Annotated in this window: 19 protein-coding genes and 1 tRNA gene; 13 read left to right on the plus strand and 7 right to left on the minus strand. The window is 51.9% G+C overall.

The window, feature by feature from the left end:
* The first annotated feature begins 11 nt into the window (after nucleotides 1–11).
* On the plus strand, nucleotides 12–629 hold the full coding sequence (locus A0W33_RS08955) for a TetR/AcrR family transcriptional regulator (RefSeq protein WP_068837837.1): 618 nt from the start codon (nucleotides 12–14) through the stop codon (nucleotides 627–629).
* Between the two features lie 12 nt (nucleotides 630–641).
* Here the strand turns inward: A0W33_RS08955 and A0W33_RS08960 are convergent, their stop codons facing one another.
* Nucleotides 642–1,052, minus strand: coding sequence for a hypothetical protein (locus A0W33_RS08960; RefSeq protein WP_068837838.1), 411 nt, complete (start codon nucleotides 1,050–1,052; stop codon nucleotides 642–644).
* A gap of 150 nt (nucleotides 1,053–1,202) precedes the next feature.
* A complete protein-coding gene (locus A0W33_RS08965; RefSeq protein ID WP_068837839.1) occupies nucleotides 1,203–2,987 on the minus strand; it encodes an ABC transporter ATP-binding protein in 1,785 nt (594 codons plus the stop codon).
* A gap of 150 nt (nucleotides 2,988–3,137) precedes the next feature.
* Here A0W33_RS08965 and A0W33_RS08970 point away from each other — a divergent pair, with 150 nt between their 5' ends.
* The 8 genes from A0W33_RS08970 to coaE all read left to right on the plus strand — a co-directional run bounded on the left by A0W33_RS08970 (nucleotide 3,138) and on the right by coaE (nucleotide 9,470).
* Complete coding sequence (locus tag A0W33_RS08970) at nucleotides 3,138–4,238, plus strand: Glu/Leu/Phe/Val family dehydrogenase (RefSeq protein WP_068837840.1); 1,101 nt, start codon at nucleotides 3,138–3,140, stop codon at nucleotides 4,236–4,238.
* A 181-nt stretch (nucleotides 4,239–4,419) separates the two neighbouring features.
* Nucleotides 4,420–5,592: a transcription antitermination factor NusB gene (nusB, locus tag A0W33_RS08975; protein WP_068837841.1), complete on the plus strand. Its 1,173-nt coding sequence runs from the start codon at nucleotides 4,420–4,422 to the stop codon at nucleotides 5,590–5,592.
* A gap of 85 nt (nucleotides 5,593–5,677) precedes the next feature.
* Nucleotides 5,678–5,983, plus strand: coding sequence for a YtxH domain-containing protein (locus tag A0W33_RS08980; protein WP_068837842.1), 306 nt, complete (start codon nucleotides 5,678–5,680; stop codon nucleotides 5,981–5,983).
* 2 nt (nucleotides 5,984–5,985) lie between these two features.
* Nucleotides 5,986–6,984: an isocitrate/isopropylmalate dehydrogenase family protein gene (locus A0W33_RS08985; protein WP_068837843.1), complete on the plus strand. Its 999-nt coding sequence runs from the start codon at nucleotides 5,986–5,988 to the stop codon at nucleotides 6,982–6,984.
* Between the two features lie 16 nt (nucleotides 6,985–7,000).
* Nucleotides 7,001–7,546 (plus strand): DUF1573 domain-containing protein, encoded by a 546-nt coding sequence (locus A0W33_RS08990; RefSeq protein WP_068837844.1) that lies wholly within the window; start codon nucleotides 7,001–7,003, stop codon nucleotides 7,544–7,546.
* 42 nt (nucleotides 7,547–7,588) lie between these two features.
* Nucleotides 7,589–7,897: a preprotein translocase subunit YajC gene (gene yajC, locus A0W33_RS08995; protein WP_068837845.1), complete on the plus strand. Its 309-nt coding sequence runs from the start codon at nucleotides 7,589–7,591 to the stop codon at nucleotides 7,895–7,897.
* 86 nt (nucleotides 7,898–7,983) lie between these two features.
* Nucleotides 7,984–8,874 (plus strand): YbbR-like domain-containing protein, encoded by an 891-nt coding sequence (locus A0W33_RS09000; RefSeq protein ID WP_229802087.1) that lies wholly within the window; start codon nucleotides 7,984–7,986, stop codon nucleotides 8,872–8,874.
* Entirely contained in the window at nucleotides 8,874–9,470 is a 597-nt protein-coding gene (gene coaE / locus A0W33_RS09005) for a dephospho-CoA kinase (protein ID WP_068837847.1), read from the plus strand. Before A0W33_RS09000 ends, coaE begins: the two co-directional genes overlap by 1 nt.
* 175 nt (nucleotides 9,471–9,645) lie before the next feature.
* Here coaE and A0W33_RS09010 read toward each other — a convergent pair.
* Nucleotides 9,646–9,720: transfer RNA gene (locus tag A0W33_RS09010), tRNA-Val, on the minus strand.
* 188 nt (nucleotides 9,721–9,908) lie between these two features.
* Here A0W33_RS09010 and A0W33_RS09015 point away from each other — a divergent pair.
* Nucleotides 9,909–12,425: an AsmA-like C-terminal region-containing protein gene (locus A0W33_RS09015; RefSeq protein WP_229802086.1), complete on the plus strand. Its 2,517-nt coding sequence runs from the start codon at nucleotides 9,909–9,911 to the stop codon at nucleotides 12,423–12,425.
* Between the two features lie 338 nt (nucleotides 12,426–12,763).
* Here A0W33_RS09015 and A0W33_RS09020 read toward each other — a convergent pair whose 3' ends face one another.
* The 3 genes from A0W33_RS09020 to A0W33_RS09030 are packed head-to-tail and all read right to left on the minus strand — an operon-like array spanning nucleotide 12,764 to nucleotide 16,324.
* Nucleotides 12,764–13,951 carry a mechanosensitive ion channel family protein gene (locus A0W33_RS09020; RefSeq protein ID WP_068837849.1) on the minus strand — a complete coding sequence of 396 codons (1,188 nt, stop codon included), beginning with the start codon at nucleotides 13,949–13,951 and terminating at the stop codon, nucleotides 12,764–12,766.
* 6 nt (nucleotides 13,952–13,957) lie between these two features.
* Nucleotides 13,958–15,190 (minus strand): Glu/Leu/Phe/Val dehydrogenase dimerization domain-containing protein, encoded by a 1,233-nt coding sequence (locus A0W33_RS09025; RefSeq protein WP_068837850.1) that lies wholly within the window; start codon nucleotides 15,188–15,190, stop codon nucleotides 13,958–13,960.
* A 60-nt stretch (nucleotides 15,191–15,250) separates the two neighbouring features.
* Nucleotides 15,251–16,324: an anhydro-N-acetylmuramic acid kinase gene (locus A0W33_RS09030; RefSeq protein WP_068837851.1), complete on the minus strand. Its 1,074-nt coding sequence runs from the start codon at nucleotides 16,322–16,324 to the stop codon at nucleotides 15,251–15,253.
* 119 nt (nucleotides 16,325–16,443) lie between these two features.
* On the opposite strand from A0W33_RS09030, the gene A0W33_RS09035 reads away from it, so the two are divergent.
* Nucleotides 16,444–16,752 carry an ArsR/SmtB family transcription factor gene (locus tag A0W33_RS09035; protein WP_068837852.1) on the plus strand — a complete coding sequence of 103 codons (309 nt, stop codon included), beginning with the start codon at nucleotides 16,444–16,446 and terminating at the stop codon, nucleotides 16,750–16,752.
* Nucleotides 16,753–16,890: 138 nt separating this feature from the next.
* Here the strand turns inward: A0W33_RS09035 and hemA are convergent, their stop codons facing one another.
* Nucleotides 16,891–18,165 carry a glutamyl-tRNA reductase gene (hemA, locus tag A0W33_RS09040; RefSeq protein ID WP_068837853.1) on the minus strand — a complete coding sequence of 425 codons (1,275 nt, stop codon included), beginning with the start codon at nucleotides 18,163–18,165 and terminating at the stop codon, nucleotides 16,891–16,893.
* Nucleotides 18,166–18,277: 112 nt separating this feature from the next.
* Between hemA and A0W33_RS09045 the strand changes: the two genes are divergently transcribed.
* Nucleotides 18,278–19,459, plus strand: a complete 1,182-nt coding sequence (locus tag A0W33_RS09045) for a sensor histidine kinase (protein ID WP_068837854.1) — start codon at nucleotides 18,278–18,280, stop codon at nucleotides 19,457–19,459.
* Nucleotides 19,460–19,616: 157 nt separating this feature from the next.
* Nucleotides 19,617–20,555, plus strand: a complete 939-nt coding sequence (locus A0W33_RS09050; protein ID WP_068837855.1) for a GNAT family N-acetyltransferase — start codon at nucleotides 19,617–19,619, stop codon at nucleotides 20,553–20,555.
* Nucleotides 20,556–20,576: the final 21 nt, after the last annotated feature.

The following is a 20,576-nucleotide window of genomic DNA, read 5'->3' on the forward strand; positions in this document are numbered from 1 at the left end:
GCAACCGTATTTTGGGCAAGAAAGCAGAGGCCAAGAAAGAGCTGATCTTAGAGGCGGCAAAGAGTGTGTTCGGCAGGTTGGGCTACAGCAAGGCCACCCTCGACGATATCGCTGCGGCCATTGGCATGAAAAAGCCCTCGCTGTACTACTACTACAAAAGCAAGGAGCTGCTCTATATTGAGGCCTTTTCACAGGAGTGGAAATCCCGCCTCTCGCACATCAAGCAGCTGGCCGAGCACGAACCCAACCCGCACGAGCGCCTGCTGCTGTACATCCGCTCCTCCCTGCGCTATTATCAGGAAATCGTTTCGGAGCACACTATATCTATCAGGGTTTTGATTGAGACGCGCGCTATGTTTCAGGAGCTTTTCCGGGAATCGCGAGGCAAGGAAGCAGCCTATTATGCGTCTGTGATCAAAGAAGGTGTGGCCAAAGGCGTGTTTATACCCTGCGAGGCTGAGCGAGTGGGCTATTCGATGATGGTGGTAAAGGACCTGATCCAGTTCGAGGAGTTTCAGCGCGCAGATTTTCACCAGCTCCCCACCATCGACTTCCCAAAGATTGAGCGCGATGTGCTTTATACGATTAATCTAATTTTAAACGGCATTGCCGCCAACGGAGAGGCATAAAAAAAGCGACACTTAATGTGTCGCCTTGTATTCGTCAAGCTTCGCTTTCAGTGCCTCTACATCGGGCTTATGGCCTTTGGCTACTTCGGCCGCATCCAACTCTATCAGCATATTCTGCATCTGCTTCAGGTAAGCAGCCTTGTCCTTTTTCAGGTGCCCCTTCTGGCCTTCCTGGCAATTGCCGTTTTCATCCATGGGCTTAAACATGCTGCCCTCGCCATAGATAAGCCACTGCGGGTTCAGGTCGTGGAAGTGTTTGATGATAGCCACCAACTCATCCATGGGCATGTTGCAGCCATTTAAAAGGCAATCAAGGGTTTCTTCGTCGCTGCCGGTAATAGATTTCAGGTCCTGCATTTCCAACTCCTGCAGGTTCGTGTAAAATCTGAACCGTTTGCTGATTTGTTGTAAGTCGATAGCCATACGCAGAATGTTTTTAGGTTAATTTTTAGGGTATAGTAAGATAGCTATACGTAGGCATAACAGAATTTGCCCTAAAAAAATCCCTCAATCTGATTTTGGCATGCCTGCGGAGGCAAATGGCTGGCTAACGTCCTGAAATTACGGGCAAAGCTAGTCAGCATCTTCCTGCTGCAATTGCCGCTCATACAGCTGTTTGTACAGCCCTTCTTGGTTAATGAGCTCCTCGTGCGTGCCGTGCTGTATGATCTCGCCGTCTTCCATCACTAGTATGCTGTCCGCCAGCTTTACCGACGATACCCGGTGCGAGATGATGATGCTGGTGCGGTTCTTCATAATGCGGCGCAGGCTGTTGAGAATGGCATTCTCCGTTTTGGTGTCCACGGCAGAGAGCGAGTCATCAAGTATAAGGATGCTTGGCTCGCGCACCAGCGCCCGCGCAATGGACACCCGCTGCTTCTGCCCACCCGATAGGGTGATGCCCCGCTCGCCCAGCTTGGTGTCGAACTTCTCGGGGAAGCGCATGATGTTCTCGTACACGTCGGCATCTTTGGTAGACTGCACCATCTGCTCCTCGGTTATACTTGGCAAGCCAAACCCGATGTTGTTACGGATGGTGTCGGAGAACAAAAACACATCCTGCGGCACATAACCAATCTGGCTGCGCAGGCTCTCGATGTTGTAGTTTCGCACATCGATACCGTCGATCAGCACACGGCCGTTGGTGGCATCGTACATGCGCGGCAGCATGGCGGCTATCGTGCTTTTGCCCGAGCCAGTGTTGCCAATTACAGCCAGTGTCTCGCCATGCCGGATGGAGAAAGACACGTTCTTGAGCGCGTGGATGTTGGTATCGGGATAAATGAAGTTCACGTTTTCAAACACAATGTCTCCTTCCACAGGTTTGATAATATTCTCCCGGGTTACGATGTCGTTTTTCGTGTTCAGGAACTCATTGATACGATCCTGCGACACGGCGGCGCGCTGCACCAAGCTGGCCGTCCAGCCCAGCGAGGTAACCGGCCAGGTGAGCATGTTCACGTAAATGATGAACTCAGCGATGTTACCCACCGTGATGCTGCCGTTGATCACCTCCTGGCCACCGATGTAAATGGCGATGATGGTGCTAAGGCCCACCAGGAACAGCACCAGCGGAAAGAAGAGTGAGTTCACGAAGTTCAGCTCCAGCGACTTGTCGCGGTAGGTGTTGCTGGCCGTGGTGAAGTTGTTGTGTGAGTCGTTCTCGCGCACAAAGGACTTAAGCACCCGGATGCCTGAAAAAGCCTCCTGCACAAACGTGGTAATGCCCGAAAGGCTGCGCTGTATCTCGTCGGATTTGCGCTGGATGATGTTGTTGACGTAGTAGATGCTGACGGCAAGTATAGGCAGCGGAATCAGCGTGTAGAGCGTCAGCTTCACGTTTACCGACAGCATGTACGGGATTACCATCAGGAACAAAATTACCAGGTTCATGCCATACATAATGGCCGGACCCACATACATGCGCACGCGGCTGACATCCTCCGAAATGCGCGACATCAGGTCGCCGGTGTTGTTCTTGCGGTAGAAGCTGAGCGGCAGGCTCTGGTAATGCTCGTAAATTTCGTTCTTCAGGTCATTCTCGATCAGGCGGCTCATCACGATGATGGTCTGGCGCACGAAGAACAGGAATATTCCGCGCAGCAGCGCCATCAGCAGGATAATAACACCGTACACCAGAATGCTGTTGGCAAAAACGCCGTACACCACCTCCTGCTGCTCCATGCCCATGAACAGGCCGTGCAGGTTAATGCCCTCCCGGATCAGGTTAAAGGCATGGCGCACCACCTGGGCCGGCAGTATCTGGAAAAAGTTGGAGATAATGGTGAAGAGCAGGCCCAGCAGCAGCCTGTACTTATATTTGAAAAGGTATTTATTTAGATATCGTAACGATTTCACAGTCAGAACTTGAAGCTTTAGCGCTTTTACGTAGAGTTAGCGCCTACAAATTGAAATAACCAAAAAAAGATTTAATTTTGCAGCGCGATTGGAGCGGGTGCTTTAACCCCACCTGCGCAAATATAGAACAACCCCTAATCAAAACTATAAATGGTGGAATTAAAAGAAGTTGAACTGAAAAAAGACAAGTCAGTCTTCGATCAGATTGGAGAACACAACCACGAGAAGGTTGTTTTCTGTCATGACAAAGAAACTGGCTTGAAGGCTATCATCGGTATCCACAATACCGTACTAGGTCCGGCGCTTGGCGGTACCCGCATGTGGTCTTACGCCTCTGAGGCCGAGGCCCTTGACGACGTGCTGCGTCTGTCGAGAGGTATGACCTATAAGGCTGCCATCTCAGGTCTGAACCTGGGCGGCGGTAAAGCGGTGATCATCGGTGATGCCAAAAAAGATAAAAACGAAGCCTTGCTTCGTAAGTTCGGCCGATTTGTAAAAAACCTGAACGGGGCCTATATCACTGCCGAGGACGTGGGAATGACCACCAAGGACATGGAGTACATCAAAATGGAGACAGATCACGTTTCCGGCCTGCCTGAGTCTATGGGCGGCAGTGGCGACCCGTCTCCGGTGACAGCTTACGGTACCTACATGGGTATGAAAGCAGCTGCCAAGCGTGCCTTTGGTTCTGATTCGCTTTCAGGCAAGAAAGTTTCTGTACAGGGTGTTGGCCACGTGGGTGGTTACCTGGTAGAGCTACTTGCCAAGGAGAACGCTGAGATATTTATCACCGACATCTACGAAGACCGCCTGCAGGAGATCTCCAAGAAATACAATGCCAAAGTGGTTAGCATGGATGAGATCTACGACCTGGACGTGGATATCTACTCGCCTTGCGCACTTGGTGGCACCATCAACGACAACACCATTGAGCGCCTGAAGTGCCAGGTAATTGCCGGCTGCGCCAACAACCAGCTGCGCGATGAGAACGTGCACGGACCGGCGTTGGTAGAGAAAGGTATCGTGTACGCGCCGGACTTCCTGATTAATGCAGGTGGTTTGATTAACGTGTACTCTGAGCTGATCGGCTACAACCGCGAAAGCGCCTACGCCCAGACTGAGCGTATCTATGGCTATACCCTGGATATCTTTGATCTCGCTGAACGTGAGGGAATCCATAACCAGGCGGCTGCCCTTAAAATGGCGAAGCAGCGCATTGAGCGCATCGGCAAAGTGCGTTCTACGTTCTAGGTTAACTGCCAAGTATAAAATTGTAAACCGGAAGTGCTGCATTAACCTGTGGCACTTCTGTTTTACATCGTACCTTTGCGGAACTTTAGCCCGCTTAGACTGCTTTAAGCACTAGTGAAAATTGCCGGGCGCTTGCCCACACCATTATAGTTTACCAAGAAACGCTCTTACATTTATTATTATGCTCAACCGCAGAACCCTACGAATCAAAGCAATGCAGGCCATCTATGCCTATCAGCAAGCCGTAGGTTCAGATTATCTGCTGGCTTTAGACCAGATTAGCGACGATTTCGCCCCTGACCTTAACTCCATGGAGGTGCAGGACAGAAAGCTGCTCGAAGGCAAAAAGCAAATGGCCACGCTCATGTTTAAGGAGTGGTACGAAACACAGCAGTTCGACGAAGAGGGAGCCGACAAAGAGGCCATTAGCGCGGTGAACAGAGCAATTGCCTCTTACAACAACGCCGTTAAGAAAGACCTGAAGTACTACGGCAACCAGATGCTGAGTGCGGTGGAGCGCATCTACGACCACTACCTGGGCACCCTGCAGATACTGGAGGTGCTGCTGAGTCTGATAGAGGAGGAGGAAGAGAAGAAAGCCAGCCGCTTTACCGCATCCGAAGGCCCGGACCTAAAAAACTTCCTGCAGAACACCTTGGTGCGCCGCCTGCTCCAGAGCAAATCTTACCAGGATGGCATCATCCGCCGGAACATCAGCTGGGGCTCCGACATCAGCGAAATCCGCGCGGTATACAAAAACATTCTGAAGCAGGACGAAACGTTCCTGAACTACCTGCAACTGCCTGCGCCAACCCCGGAAGACGACCTGGAGGTGGTGAAACATATTTTCAAAAACATTATCTTTAAAGAAAAAAACTTACAATCTTTGTTTGAGGAGCAAGATCTGAACTGGGTGGAGAACAAATCCATCGTAAAGAGCCTTGTAAACAAAACAGTAAAGATTTTTGGCGAAGAGGCAGCCGAAGAGCAGCAGCTACTGGACCTGTCGGCCAATTGGGAAGACGATAAGGCTTTCTTCGAAGATTTATACTTCCAGACACTCGGGGAGGACGAGAAGTATGAGCACATGATTGCGGCCAGTGTGAAGAACTGGGACGTGGAGCGCGTGGCCCTGCTGGACAAGATCATACTTAAGATGGCACTCTGCGAAATGCACATCTTCCGCAGCATACCGGTAAAGGTATCCATCAACGAGTACATCGAGATCTCGAAGCTGTACAGTACTCCCAAGAGCAAGCAGTTCATTAACGGTGTGCTGGACAAGATGGCCCAGGAGCTCATCACAAGCGGCGAAATCCGTAAGTCGGGCCGTGGCCTGATCGACAACAAGTAAGCGCCACACGCCAGCGGCGGCCTTTGTGCCGGAATCTCCGTAGAAGAGGAAAAAATTGTACCCGACTTTTAAGTATACTTAAACTATGAGCAAAAAGACAAATACAATATTGGCTTTCGCTTCAGGTGCCGCCGTTGGTGCCGTTGCCGGCCTTCTGTTCGCCCCGGAAAAAGGAAGGGAAACGCGCTACTGGCTGAGTTACCGGCTGGAAAAATACCGTGACACCCTCTCTGACCTGCTGGAGCAGCTGATTGCACGCGGAGAAAACATGCCAATGTCTGCTAAGACCGAGGGGCAGCGGGTAATACAGGATGCTAAAGAAAAAGCTGAGAAGCTGCTGGGCGATGTAGACTCACTGATAAACGAAATTAATAGCAGGAAAGAACTATAAGCATGAGACAAGTAACCCTTATACCCGGCGACGGGATAGGCCCTGAAATAACCGAGGCTGTAAAAGCCATATTCGCTGCTGCCAACGTTCCCGTTACCTGGGATGAAGAAAACGCTGGCCAGACAACCTTTGAAGCCATGGGCGAGCTGATTCCGGCTTCGCTGATCGCCTCTCTTAAAAAGAACACCGTAGCCCTGAAAGGCCCGATCACCACACCTGTTGGCAAAGGCTTTAAAAGTGTAAATGTGCAGTTGCGCCAGATGTTCGACCTGTACTCCAACGTGCGGCCGGCTAAAACGACAAAGGGCGTGAACACCCGGTTCGAGAACGTAAACTCGGTGCTGTTCCGCGAGAACACCGAAGGCCTTTACGCTGGCCTGGAGATGTTTGACGAGCGCCTGCAGATCTCCGACTCGGTGGCACGCGTAACCCGCGTTGGCTGCGAAAAGATTATTCGTGCTGCCTTTGTGTATGCCGACAAGCACGGCTGCAAAAAAGTAACCGCAGTGCATAAGGCAAACATCCTGAAGAGCGCCGGCGCTTTGTTCCTGGGCGTCTTCAACGAGATTGCGAAAGAGTACCCGAATATACAGGCAGACGACAAGATTATCGATAACATGTGCATGCAGCTGGTGGCTAAGCCGGAGCAGTTCGATGTGATCGTGACAACAAACCTGTTCGGCGATATCCTGTCTGACCTTTGCGCCGGTTTGGTTGGCGGGTTGGGTGTGGTAGCCGGAGCCAACATCGGCGATGAAATGGCTATTTTTGAGGCAGTGCACGGCTCTGCACCGGATATTGCTGGCAAGGGAATTGCTAACCCTACAGCGTTACTGCGTTCAGCTATCATGATGTTGCACCACCTGGACATGAAAGACGAGGCAAACCGCATTGAGGCGGCTTTGGAGGCCACACTGGCTAACAAAGAAGAGTGCACCGGCGACCTGGGTGGAAAGGCGGGCACCATGGAGTTTGCGCAGAACATTATCGCAAAACTTTAATTATAGTATCCATACCATGAAAAAGAACCTATTTTTAGCAGCAGGCCTGGCAGTGGCGCTATTCGCCACAAGCTGCGACAGCAATAACGCAGGCAACGACACCGTAGCGGTAGTAAACGAAACAGCAGCCGAGGCTCCTGTTGAGACCGTTGAGAACCCAAACGTAGTAGCGACAGCAGGCAGCGAGGCAACGCCAAGTGAGAATGCAGCCGTGATGAACTTTGAGCAGACCGAGTATGACTTCGGCTCAATTAAACAGGGCGAGACAGTGGAGCACACATTTGAGTTTACTAACACCGGTAAAACTCCGCTTATCATCGAGAACGCTTCGGCTACCTGCGGTTGCACTGCCCCTGACTGGACGCGTACCCCGGTGGCGCCAGGCGATAAAGGCTTTGTTGCCGTTAAGTTTAACAGCACCGGCAAAGTAGGCCAGCAGCAGCCAACGGTTACCATTCGTGCTAACACAGAGCCCAACATAGTGAAGGTGTCTATGAAGGGCAACGTAGAGGCAGGCGGCATTCCGACTGCCGGAGCCGATGGCCCTGTGCGTCGCAACTAAGCCATACTTTCACAGCGCATCAACAGAAACACACCCCACAACATGAACAATATACTCCTTCAAGCGCCGGACGCGGGCATGCTGCCTCAGCTGCTTATGTTCGGCGCCATTATCCTCGTTTTCTACTTCTTTATGATTCGCCCGCAGCAGAAAAAGGCGCGCGACCAGAAGAAGTTCCGCGAGGAGCTGTCTAAGGGCATGGCTATCGTAACGATAGGTGGCATGCACGGCAAACTGGTGGCAATAGACGATGAATTTATAACGTTAGAGGTAGACCGGGGCGTTCGCCTTGTGTTTGACAAAACTGCTGTCTCCATGGAAGCTACCATGCGGATGCAAAAAGTGCAGTAACATTGGCATTTGAGGGAGCCAAAAATATAGTACTATGGTTCATGAGGCCATTTCAGCCGAGAACAAGACAATACTGGACAATAGTATTGTTTTGTTTTCTGGCGGCCTCTACTTTCTGGCTCCTGAATGCCCTTAACAAAAGCTACTCCACACAAACCACCTATCCCATCCGGTTTGTATATGATTCAAATCAGCTTGTTCCGATAAAGCCGCTGCCTGAGGAGGTAAGTATTAACGTAACGGGCCGGGGATGGAAGCTGCTGCGCAAGAGCCTGATGCTAGAGGTGCAGCCAGCCGAAATCTACATCCGCAATCTTCCCCGCAACAACTTTATACTTGGCTCGGCCCTGCGCCCTGCCCTCGTAAACGTGCTCGATGGCCTCGAACTGAACTTCGTGGTAACCGATTCCATTAATTTCGATTTTGACCCTAAAATACAGAAGCGCGTAGCCTTGCGGCTTGATCCTACCCAAACCCTCACAAACAACCAGCATGTGATCGTGGGCCCTGTGAGCATTTCCCCGGATTCACTTACCCTGACCGGGCCAGCCTCGCTTATCGACAGCTTGCCAGACCCGTTCCTGTTGCGCCTGCCAGACCAGGCCCTGACAGCGCCTGCTGACGTAGCCGTGCCCATCAACTACGACTACAAATCGTTAGTGAGCTCAGATGTGGAGGAGGCGCGCGTGAAAGTGAACGTAAAGGCACTGGTGCCGGAAGAGCGACAGGTGCTGCCACAACTGATAAACGTACCGGAGCGGCAGGCGCTGAACCTGCGGCCGCCCATTATGGTGGTGCGCTACCAGGTGCTGCAGGACTCGGTGGCGCTGCTGAACCGCGAGGCGTTTAAAGTGGTGCTGGATTATAAGAAGTTTAATCCCATTGACTCCACACTGGTGCCGGAACTGGTGCAAAAGCCACGGGGCATCCGTAATGTGCGGGTATGGCCGGAGCGCATTAAGGTGAACATACGCTAATGTTGAAAGTAGGCATAACCGGCGGCATTGGTGTGGGCAAAACGATTGTCACGCGTATGTTTGCGCTGCTGGGCGTGCCCGTCTACGATTCTGATGCCCGCGCCAAATGGGTAATGCGCCACAACCCGGACCTGCAGCAGGAACTGCTTGCCACCTATGGCGCAGCAACATTTACCCAAGCCGGTGAGCTGGACCGCACCTACCTGGCCAGCCAGGTATTCAATAACCCTGAAAAGTTAGCGCAACTCAACAGCCTCGTGCACCCCCACGTTCGCCGTGATTTCGAAAGCTGGGCCGCTGCTCAGGCTGGTAAACCCTACGTGCTGAAGGAGGCGGCGCTGATGTATGAGTCTGAGGCGTGGAAACAGATGGACCAGATCATTACGGTGTCAGCCCCTCTAGAGCTTCGCCTGAAGCGGCTGCTGCTGCGCGATACCCACCGCACCGAGGCCGACATCACCGCCATCATAGCCAAGCAACTAAGCGAGGAGGAGAAAATCAGCCGCGCCCACCACGTCATCTACAACGATGATAGGCAACTACTCATCCCACAGGTGCTAACGCTGCACCAGCACTTCCTTTTGGCAAAAGCCTAAGATCAGAAAAAGGTTTATTGCTGCATGCACCTGTTTTGTTGAGAAGCAGGCAGTGGCCATACTACGCTCAGGGTGCCGCCGTTGTAAGTATAGATGAAGACCTTAAGAAGCTGAAAAGACGGCCGTTAGAAAAGTATGGACATAAAAAAAGGACAACTTTTACGTTGTCCTTTTGTGGGGCGTACTGGATTCGAACCAGTGACCCCCTGCTTGTAAGGCAGGTGCTCTGAACCAGCTGAGCTAACACCCCTTTTTTTGTTTCCGTTGACCTTTTGTCCCCGTTTGATGATGCAAATATGGGGCATATTTTTTTAACTGCAAAACAATGGGTGAAAATTTCTTTAAATTTTTTTTCTGCCCACTTTGCCTCTTGTCGGAGCGTTATAACTGCAGTACCTTTAGGTTTTATAAGATGCTATAAATCTGAACATTCGCCCAGTGAGAAAAGGATTAGTGAGAAAAGTGCTATTTTATGGGGCTGCCGGCCTCGTGACGGTTCTGGGCATTGCGCTGGCGCTGGTGTATGCTTATCAAGAAAAAATAGTAGCGCTTTTTGTGGCCGAGGCAAACAAGCACATCAAGACAGAGGTGGAGGTAGAGAAGATTTCGCTTTCCCTGTTCGAGAAGTTCCCGCAGGTGGCCGTAACGCTGGACCAGGTAAACGTGCATGAGGGCCTGCCTGAGAGCAACGAATCGCTGGCGCGCGCCGACAAGCTATACTTCACGTTCAGCATCTGGGATGTGCTGCAGGGCGAGTACAGCGTGAAGCAGTTTTACATGGAAAAGGGCGAGGTGTACGTGAAGGTGCTGCCGGATGGCTCGGTGAATTACCAAGTATTCGGAAGCGACACAACCTCTGAAGAAAGTGACTTCACATTCGACCTGGAGCAGATAACCCTCACTGAGGTTGCCGTTCACTACATAGACCAGCAGCTGAAGCAAACCTACCAGGTGGACGCGCACCAGTTGGCCGCAGCCCTCGCCATTTCACCCGAGACAATCGATATTGAAGTCAGCGGCCAGACCACTATCCATACCATTAAAATAGGCACAGGCGAGTATTTCAAGGGCAAGCGCGTGAATCTGGCTACTGCCCTAAGTATAGACCGGCTAAAGGAGACAATCGCGTTGCAGCCGTCGGAGGTGCAGGTAGAGGGTGCTGCATATGCGGTAGGCGGCGCTATTGCCTATGGGCAGGGTACGGAGCTTGATCTGCAGCTGGAGGGGAAGAACACAAGTATACAGTCGCTGCTGTCGCTGCTGCCGCAAAGTATAACGCAGGAGTTTAGCCAGTACCGCAGCGAAGGCGACATCTATTTTACGGGCACCATCAAAGGGAAAGCCTCGGGCCCGCACACGCCGCAGGTGAACTTTAACTTTGGCGCACGCAATGCCTCCTTCTTTCATCCGGATGTGGCGCAGCGCGTGGAGCAGATAAAACTTACAGGTAGCTTCACGAACGGCGACAAGCAGAAGGCGGCCACCTCGGTGCTGGAGCTGAAGGACCTGAGCGGTGTGCTGAATGGCAGGCCCTTTAAAGGAAACTTAACTTACAAGAACTTCGACAACCCCTACATTGCTTTTGATGTGCAGGGTATGCTGGACGTGGGCTACGTGCTGGGACTGGCAAAGCTGGAGCAAATACGCAGCGGGAGCGGCCTGGCCGACGTGCGGGTGGCTTTCTCGGGCAACCTGAATGAGTTTAAGGCCCGCCCGGGAAACAGCACCCTCAACACCACCGGCGAGGTAACGCTGCACAACGTATCGCTGTCGTTGCGGCAAATGCCGCTGCCGTTGAGCAACCTGAATGGCAACTTTATCTTCAAGCGCAACGACGTGGGTGTATCCGACTTTAAAGGTAAGCTGGGGGAATCTGATTTTGTGGTGAATGGCATGTTCAAAAACGTGATGGCCTGGACGCTGCTCCAGAACCAGCGCCTGCTCGTGGAGGCCGACTTCAGCAGCAAATACCTGAACTTCGACCAGCTTTTGAGCGAGGAACAGAACACCGCCGAGACAGACCGCACCGGCGACAGCTATAAGCTGGTGATCTCCCCCAACATTGCCTTTGATCTAAGCGCCTCCATTGAGCGGGTGAAATTCCGAAGGTTCAGGGGCAAGAACTTCCGTGGTGAGGTGAAGCTCCGTAACCAGGTGCTGTCCACACCTAACATCTCGTTTCAGGCTATTGGCGGCGATTTTGCCGTGCGCGGCAATCTGGATGCCCGCACCCGCGACCACATCAAGATAAGTACGGCGACAAAGCTCAACAACATGAGCGTGGACAGCCTGTTCTATGTGTTCGAGAACTTCCACCAGAACTTTATAGAGGAGCGGCACCTGCGCGGCCAACTCACGGCCAACATTGTGTCGGATGTATACTTCAACAGCCAGCTCGACCCGAAAACTGATCTGCTGCAGGCTGAGATTATGGCGACAGTGCGCAACGGCCAATTGCTCAACTTCCCGCCAATGCAGAAGATGTCGACGTTTGTGAAGCGCTCGGAGCTGGCGAACATGCGTTTTGCCGAGCTGCAAAACTCTTTCTGGATCCAGGGGGGCACCATCTACATTCCTGAAATGGATATCAGCTCCAGCCTGTCTGCCGCTCCGGTGGTATCTATCTCCGGCACCCACACCTTTGATCAGCGCATGGATTACAAAATTAAGTTGCCCCTGTTCAGCAACCGCCGCCCCGATAAGGACGCAGCCTTTGGCGTAGTGGCTGAGGACCCCGACTCTGGCAACAGTAACCTGTTCCTGACGCTGAAAGGCAGTGAGAGCGATTTTAAAATAGCCTACGATGATGCGCGGGTGCGGCAGAAAATAAAGACAGACCTGAAGCAGGAAGGCCAGGAGCTGCGCGATATTCTGAGAGGCAAAAAACCAAAGGCAAAAGAGGAGAAAGTGATCGCGCCGCAGGAAGGAGAATACTTCGATTTCGACGACAATTAATCTCTTGTAAGGCTTAATCAGAATCTGAAACTGAGCCTGAAACTCCTGATTCCTTCCAGAAAACTGACGCTTCTAAGTTTTTCACCAGTTGTTATAGGCCGTTAACTCTAAAAATTAGCCCCTACATAGAAAAAGTTATACTTATCCTGTAACTATGAACACCTCAGCGCGTTAGATATACCAAAATAGGATAGAACGGCTGTGAGTGATAGATGAGAGGAGGCGTTTAGCCTTGTAGCACAACCAGTTGTCTATTGCTACCACCAGAAAAGAGTTTAAAAAATTAAAGTTAATAAGGGTGAAAAAAAGCCGGAGCTTCTCCGGCTTTTTTATTGTCCCTACTTCAAGTCTGCACCGCCCCCATAGGGTGGCTGGTCTATAGCATTCGGATACGGCTCTTCCTGCTGTGTTTGCTGCACGTACAGTGTCTGCGTTGGGAAAGCGAAGGCTGCGCCATACTTCTCCACAATCTCTACGATCTTGTAATTCACCTCTTCTTTAATGTCAATGAACTCGTTCCAGTCCATGGTGTCCACAAAGTACAGCACCATCACATCCTTCGAGTGCGGCCCCAGGCTCAGGAAACGGATACGGCCCTCATCGTTGGTGCGGGGGTGGTTGTTGATGTATTCCTGTATATCGCGGGTAATGGACCTGATCTGCTCTGAGGTTGTGTCGTAGGTCAGGTTGATGTCGAACTTGGCGCGGCGGAAGGTGCGCAGGGTTAGGTTGTCGAGCGGCTTGTCGATCATGAGCTTGTTGGGCATCGTCACGAAGCTCTTCTCCAGCGTGCGAATACGCGTACTGCGGAATCCTACCTTCTCCACCACACCCACCAGATCGCCTACCTGCACCAGGTCGCCTGCCGTAAAGGGTTGGTCCAGGAAAATGGTGAAGGATGCCAGCAGGTTCTCCAGGCTCTCCTTGGCGGCAAAGGCAATGGCCAAACCACCCACGCCCAAACCAGCCACCAAGCCCGTTACGTTCACTCCGAATACAGAGCCCAGCATCGCCAGGAAAGCGAAGATCACGACCATCACCTTTCCAAAATCCTTGAAGAAAGGCACCAGTTGGTCATCAAGCTTGGATACGGTTTTCTCCGTGCGGTAACTGAAGACCATCGCAATGAAATCAACCAGCCGAAGTACCACCCAGGTCAGGGCAACGATCACAAACACCTGGTAGGTGCGGAACATGAACGTTTTCAGGAAGGGGTCCCCATCCCGCAGGTCCTTCGACTCCACCGGGTAATCCAGTACCTGGAACGCGAAGTACAGAAAGAACAGGAACAGCAGTATCTCCAGGGGCTGTATGAGCAGGCGCCGGAAGGAAGTCAGGTTAGCCTCGCTCCAGAACTTGCTGCCGAGGCGGTACATCAGGCCCGTGAGCAGCCGCGAAAGCAGCGTTTTAAAGATAAAGCCAAACAGCAGGATGCCAGCCGAAATCAGGTACTCGGCTATGGAGTTACCCAGGAACTCGTATTGCAGGACCCGGCTGTCTAACAGGTTTTCCCAGTTCGTAAACATAAAGAATTATAACAGTTGGCTAAGCGCGATCTCAAAGCTTGTTTTGGCAATTTCGGTTTTCTGTGGGTTGCGCTCATACGATTTCTCCAGGGCCAGGCGGATGATGTTGGATATGTCGGTGAAGAGTGCCTCGTCCGTAATCTCCACCTCGCTCTCCATCAGGTAAGCAAACACGCGGGCCATGCCGCAGTTAGCGATAAAATCAGGTATAACAGACAAGTTGCGGTCAGCAAACTCACCAGTCGGCCCAAAGAAGATCTCCGGATCCTGAAACGGCACGTTGGCACCGCAGGAAACAACTTCCATGCCGCTGTTGATCATGCGCTCCACCTGCTCCCGCGTAACCAGGCGCGAGGCAGCCGCAGGTATAAATATTTCTGCCTGCAGGTCCCAGATACGGTTGTTGATTTCGTCAAATGAAAGCAGCCCCGGCGTGTTGGGATTGAGGGCAGTGCCCTGGCGATTCAGGAACAAGTCTGTGATTTCCTCAAACGTATAACCAGCCTCATTGATCAAGCCACCTGCTCTGTCGATGATACCTACAATTCTGATGCCCTTAGAGGCGAGGTAATAGGCCGCTGCGGCACCCACGTTGCCCCAGCCCTGAATAATGGCGCGCTTGCCCTCGGAGTTGTTGTTCCAGATGTTGTAGTAGTGGCGCACGGCCTCGGCCACACCATAGCCCGTGATCATGTCGGCAATCGTATACTTGCGGGCAGTGGAAGGGGAGAAGTGCGGGTCCTCAATCACCTTCACCACACCCTGGCGCAGCTGCCCGATCTTGTTTATCTTCTGCGGCTCCGTCGCGTTGAAATGGCCGTTCACCACGCCTTCCTGCGGGTGCCACAAGCCGTAGTCCTCCGTAATGGGAATCACCTCGTGTATCTCGTCCACGTTCATGTCGCCGCCGGTGCCGTAGTAGCTTTTTAACAGTGGAATAACGGCTTTGTACCAGCGCTCCAGCACACCGCGCTTACGCGGATCGGCAGGATCGAAGTTAATGCCGGACTTGGCACCTCCGATGGCAGGCCCAGATACCGTGAACTTCACTTCCATCGTCTTTGCCAGCGACTCTACTTCACGCTTGTCCAGGCCCTTGCGCATGCGGGTGCCACCGCCTGCCGCCCCGCCCCGGAGCGAGTTTATCACCACCCAGCCTTCGGCTTCGGTTTCAGCGTCTTTCCACTCGAACACAATTTCTGGTTGCTTATTTTCGAATTTCGCAAGTAGGTCTTTCATGCTTTGTTGATGTGATCTGTTTTTGGTTGGGCAAATGTACGAAAAATGTGCTGGGGCAACTTAATATAGGTAAATGGAGCCGCCAATGTTGTTGCGGCTGGCGCCTGTAACGCTGCTGAGGCAGTTGTGCTCTCCACGCCAGCGCAACACCCCCAGAAACGCAAAGAGCAGCGCCTCCTTATAAGATACCACCTCCGGCTCCGGCACCTCCACCCGATATGCCGATCCCAACTGCTGCTGTATCTGCTCTACCAGGTATAAGTTGAACGCACCACCGCCGGTGAGCAGTACCCGGTGCAGGCCCTTGTGCAGGGGCGGCAGCGCCTGTGCTATCTGTTGAGCGATGTGGTGGCAAGCGGTGTGCAGCTTATCAACAACAGCGGAATCGCTAGCGGCTATACTTTGCAGGCTGTGCGTCGAAACCCATTCCTTACCCAGCGATTTTGGCGCTGGCGAGGAGAAGTATGCTGGAGCATTAAGCTGCTGCAGGAGGTCGTGCTGCATGGTGCCGGAGCGTGCCAGGTCCCCGTTCTCGTCATAAGGTTTGCCGATGCTGTTGGCCAACGAGTTGAGCAGCATGTTGCAGGCACCTGTATCAAAAGCAATGCGCTGGCCGTTCTGGTTGTAGGAAACATTGGCGATACCGCCCAGGTTTATACAATTGTCGTAGGCGCTGAAGAGTAGTTCGTCGCCAATGGGTACGAGGGGCGCTCCCTGGCCGCCCAAGGCGATGTCGAGGGTGCGAAAATCGGAGATAACCGGAAGCCTGGCGTGCGCCGCGATGTAAGCGCCGTGGCCTATCTGCAGTGAGATGTGCTTATCGGGCTGGTGGAAGATAGTATGGCCGTGTGAGGCGATGAAGTCTGGTTGCAGATCGTGTTGCTCTACAAAGGCGCGCACCTGCTGCCCCACGAAACGGCCGAAGGAATGGTCGAGCGCCACGAGGTCCAGCGCACTGGCGGTTTCGACTGTGCGGAGAGACTCGAGTAGTATATCATCATATGTAGATGTATTAGTATTTAGTATCTCATATATCCAATTTTGAGATTTGTACGTAATCCTACAATGCGCTATATCAAGGCCATCAAGGGAGGTACCAGACATCAGTCCGATTACATGATAAGAAGTATCCATTGGCCAAAAATAGTAAAAGCCTGGCAATGAATTTCAGCCAAATAATGCAGGCTTCGTATATATCTTAATATAAATAAGAAGGAAATTGATTTATAGAAACTGTTAGGTATATTTTAATTATGAAAAGTTTATTATCAAGAGTTGAATCGAAGAAGATAGATAAAGCGGCAGCCATGCTAAAAGTACTGGCTCACCCGAAGAGGCTAGCTATTGTGGATTTACTGGGAAAAGAGGACAAAATGACTGTTACGGAGATATATAAGCAGTTAGACCTCCCCCAGGCAATCGCATCGCAACACCTGATTACACTGAAAGACAAAGGCGTTTTGTCGTCTTTTAAAGTGGGAACGAAGATCTATTACTCGCTTGCCATCCCTAAACTAATTGATGTAATTGACTGCCTGGAAGAGTGCTGCCTGGATATTTAGTCGTATAAAATCCGCATTGGTAACACCTCTTTTAAGAGGAATTACATACAGCAGAGGCCTCGGAACCTACCCAAAATGGGAGTTTACCGAGGCCTCTGCTGTTTTATTAACTAAAAAAAAGTGACTGTTTACCCAGATTTAGTGCTCTGCCTCTGTTGGGTGATTTTCGAGGTTGAACAGGTCGTTCAGCAGGTCGATCAGTGTTTCAGCCTCGCCGCGCTTGCAGGCGGCCTTTAGCTGCAATACCGGAAGTTTAATAATTTTCTGCATCATGGATTTCGTGATGCTGTCCATCATTTTCGCCTCCTTTGGGCCCAGCTTTTTCATGTAGCGGTCCATCTCCTCCTGGCGTATGGCCTCCAGCGCACTCTTCAGGCGGTGGATGGTAGGGGAAACAATCATCTCCTTCGACCAGTCGTTAAACTGCTCAATGGACTCATTGATGATCTCCTTCACCTTGGGCACCGAGTTGAGGCGGAGCTGCAGTGCCTCCGATGCTTTGTTCTGAATGGTATCGATGTTGTAAACCAGTACGCCCGGCACGCTCTCCACTTCCTGCTCCACACTGCGTGGCACAGACAGGTCGATAAAGAACTTGAACGTGAGCACATCCAGGCGCTTCACCATTTCTTTGGTGAAGAAAGGCGTTTCGCGGGCTACGGATGAGATGATCACATCGGCGGCCTTCATGCCCTCCACAATATTTTCAAACGGAAGCACCTCCATCCCACACTCCTCGGCGAGGGACATTGCCTTTGCCTGTGTGCGGTTAGTGATCTTCACGTTTTTGAAGCCAAGGTCTTTCAGGTTGCGGCACACATCGGCACCAATCTCCCCTAAACCCACCACCAGTATACTTGGGTCGCTGATCTCGTTGGTCAGCTCCTCAATCAGCTCAATGGCGGCATACGAAGTAGAGGCGGCACCATCTCTGAAAGAGGTTTCCTGTACGACGCGTTTGTTGGTGAAGAAAATGGTGTGCATCAGGCGGTGCAGGAACGGGCCAGCCGTTTCGTTGTCGGCCGTCCACTGGTAGGCCTGCTTTACCTGGTTGGATATCTGCATATCGCCCACCACCTGCGACTCCAGCCCCATCGACACCTCAAACAGGTGCTGCACGGCATCGTCGTGCTCGGTCAGAATGGTGAAATAATCGAGGTACTGCGAGATGTTGTCAATGCCTTTGGTGATGCCGAGCAGCTTTACAATGTCCTTGCTGTAGTCGATATCGGCATTATAGTAAACTTCGGTGCGGTTGCAGGTAGAGAGCACCAGTATGTCAGAAGCCTGAATAAAGTTCTTGAGCGTCTGTAGGAATAACCTGCAGGATGTTTCATCTAAGGCAATCAGTTCCCTGATATCCAGCGGCGCTTTCTTGTACGACAGGCTGATTGCTTTAAAATTTTGAAGCATAGTAACGTGGTTCTACGGAAGTGCAAAGGTAAAGCCCAATTATTTAAAATGAAACTTACTTGCCCTCTATGTTTAATTTATACTAATTTCAAATAATTTACGTCTTAACTGCATGATCCCCATCTACTCCCAGAAGAACAGAATAAAGCTCATAGTTGTTATCATTGCCCTCATAATCGGCGCCGCCACCATCACCTACACGAACATACTTGTCAGCAAACTTTCTGAGCGGGAGCAGGAACTGGTGCAGCTCTACGCCAAGGGCCTGCGCTACATGATCAACGCCCCCAGCGATGATAACATCGTTTTTATAGAGGAGGAGATCCTGTCGTCTAACAATACGGTGCCGGTTATACTTACAGACGAAAATGTAAATATCCTTGATTCTAAGAACATAGATATACCCGAAAACATTTCGGATAAGCCGGATAAAATCAATGAATTTCTGCAGCGGCAGATTGAGAAGATGAAGGCCCAACATGCCCCTATTGTGGTGCCCTGGGCCGAAGGATCGGTGAACTACGTGTTCTACAAGGACTCTGAGTTGCTCTCACAGCTGCGCTACTATCCTTACGTGCAGCTAATTGTAATTTCCTGCTTTGCACTGGTGGCTTACTTTGCCTTCAGCTACTCGCGCCGTGCCGAGCAGAACAGGGTTTGGGTGGGCTTGGCCAAGGAAACAGCGCACCAGTTGGGTACGCCGCTGTCGTCGCTGATGGCCTGGTACGAGTACATCAAATCAAGCCCTAAGTTTGAGAACGAGCCGATACTGGAGGAGTTGGGCAAGGACGTGCGGCGGTTGGAGATCATCACGGAGCGCTTCTCCAACATAGGCTCAGTGCCCACGTTGCGCGACGAGAACATTTTGCTGGTAACACAGAACGCCATCGCGTACCTACAGAACAGGATTTCGCGGCAAGTCAGCTTTTCGGTTGAGTCAAACTTCTCGCCCGACATCACGGCAAAAGTAAACGTGTCGCTTTATGATTGGGTGATTGAGAACATCTGCAAAAACGCTGTGGATGCCATGGAGGGGCGCGGAAGTATCACCATCCTTATCTCGCTGCTCGGTAAAAGCCAGATCGCCGTGGACATCACCGATACGGGCAAGGGCATCCCTAAAAGCAAGGTCGACTCTGTTTTCCTGCCCGGCTACACCACCAAGCGGCGCGGCTGGGGCCTGGGCCTTGCGCTGGCCAAGCGCATCATCGACAATTACCACCAGGGCAGGCTGTACATCAAGTGGTCTGAGGTGGGCAAAGGCACCACGTTCCGGATCGTGCTGAATAGGTAACCTTTAGTTCTGAGTTAGGAGTTCTGAGTCTTGAGTTAGTGGTTTTGGGATTGTGTTAGCGGGTGATTTATACTTGTATTCTTTATTTTTGCGATTTCCCCTGATTATTCATCCCATATTATTCATTCCTCATTCTTTATCATTCATTATTTCAAGTATGGTATCGGTCCTGAAGTATAGCGGGAAATACAAAGCAACCTGGGATGCCTTTGTGGCAGGTTCCAGGAACGGCACCTTTCTGCTGTTGCGCGACTACATGGACTACCATGCCCATCGCTTTACAGACCACTCGCTGCTGTTTTACCACAAGGAGAAGCTGGTGGCGCTGCTGCCGGCAAACGAGGCTGGCAACGAAATTCACAGCCACGGCGGTCTAAGCTACGGGGGCCTTATAACCGACAAACGCATGAAAGCGGCGCTGATGCTGGAGGTGGTGCAGGCCCTGAAGTCATACTTTGGGGAGCAGGGTTTCAGTAGCCTGAAGTATAAAGCCATTCCGCACATTTACCACCGGCAACCAGCCGAGGAAGACCTGTATGCCTTGTTCCGCCACGGAGCCACACTTTATAGAAGGGATGTGAATGCGGTGATAGCCGCCGCCGATACACTTGGGTACAGCAAGACCCGCAGGTGGGAAGTGAAAAAGGCCAAGAGTGGCGAGGTGCAGGTGCGGCAGTCAACGGCCTACGCTGCGTTTATGCAACTGGAACAGCAGGTGCTGCAGGAAAAGCATAACACCACGCCCGTGCACACAGCAGAAGAGATAGAATTGCTTGCTTCCCGTTTTCCAGGCAACATCAGGCTATACACGGCTACACGCGGCAATGAGCTGGTGGCAGGAGCGCTGGTGTACGAAACCGCCACTGTGGCGCATTGCCAGTACATGGCCGCCTCGGCTGATGGGCGTGACGCTGGGGCGATGGATGTGCTGGTGGACTGGCTGCTGACGGAGGTGTATGCGCATAAGCCCTACTTCAGCTTTGGCATCTCCACCGACCAGCAGGGGGCTTACCTGAACGAAGGACTGGCCCGGAACAAGGAAAGCTACGGCGCCCGAACAGTAGTGCATGATTTCTACGAACTAAAGCTCGTCTAAAAAAGACCTCCAGAAGTATAG

Origin of the sequence: Pontibacter akesuensis, assembly GCF_001611675.1 — a bacterium.
GTDB lineage: Bacteria > Bacteroidota > Bacteroidia > Cytophagales > Hymenobacteraceae > Pontibacter > Pontibacter akesuensis.

Bases quoted from the DNA above. Each gene is read 5' to 3' on its own strand.
- A0W33_RS08960 (WP_068837838.1), bottom strand. From the start codon at position 1,052: ATGGCTATCGACTTACAACAAATCAGCAAACGGTTCAGATTTTACACG.
- A0W33_RS08970 (WP_068837840.1), top strand. From the start codon at position 3,138: ATGGTGGAATTAAAAGAAGTTGAACTGAAAAAAGACAAGTCAGTCTTC.
- nusB (WP_068837841.1), top strand. From the start codon at position 4,420: ATGCTCAACCGCAGAACCCTACGAATCAAAGCAATGCAGGCCATCTAT.
- A0W33_RS08980 (WP_068837842.1), top strand. From the start codon at position 5,678: ATGAGCAAAAAGACAAATACAATATTGGCTTTCGCTTCAGGTGCCGCC.
- A0W33_RS08985 (WP_068837843.1), top strand. From the start codon at position 5,986: ATGAGACAAGTAACCCTTATACCCGGCGACGGGATAGGCCCTGAAATA.
- A0W33_RS08990 (WP_068837844.1), top strand. From the start codon at position 7,001: ATGAAAAAGAACCTATTTTTAGCAGCAGGCCTGGCAGTGGCGCTATTC.
- yajC (WP_068837845.1), top strand. From the start codon at position 7,589: ATGAACAATATACTCCTTCAAGCGCCGGACGCGGGCATGCTGCCTCAG.
- coaE (WP_068837847.1), top strand. From the start codon at position 8,874: ATGTTGAAAGTAGGCATAACCGGCGGCATTGGTGTGGGCAAAACGATT.
- A0W33_RS09020 (WP_068837849.1), bottom strand. From the start codon at position 13,951: ATGTTTACGAACTGGGAAAACCTGTTAGACAGCCGGGTCCTGCAATAC.
- A0W33_RS09025 (WP_068837850.1), bottom strand. From the start codon at position 15,190: ATGAAAGACCTACTTGCGAAATTCGAAAATAAGCAACCAGAAATTGTG.
- A0W33_RS09030 (WP_068837851.1), bottom strand. From the start codon at position 16,324: ATGGATACTTCTTATCATGTAATCGGACTGATGTCTGGTACCTCCCTT.
- A0W33_RS09035 (WP_068837852.1), top strand. From the start codon at position 16,444: ATGAAAAGTTTATTATCAAGAGTTGAATCGAAGAAGATAGATAAAGCG.
- hemA (WP_068837853.1), bottom strand. From the start codon at position 18,165: ATGCTTCAAAATTTTAAAGCAATCAGCCTGTCGTACAAGAAAGCGCCG.
- A0W33_RS09045 (WP_068837854.1), top strand. From the start codon at position 18,278: ATGATCCCCATCTACTCCCAGAAGAACAGAATAAAGCTCATAGTTGTT.
- A0W33_RS09050 (WP_068837855.1), top strand. From the start codon at position 19,617: ATGGTATCGGTCCTGAAGTATAGCGGGAAATACAAAGCAACCTGGGAT.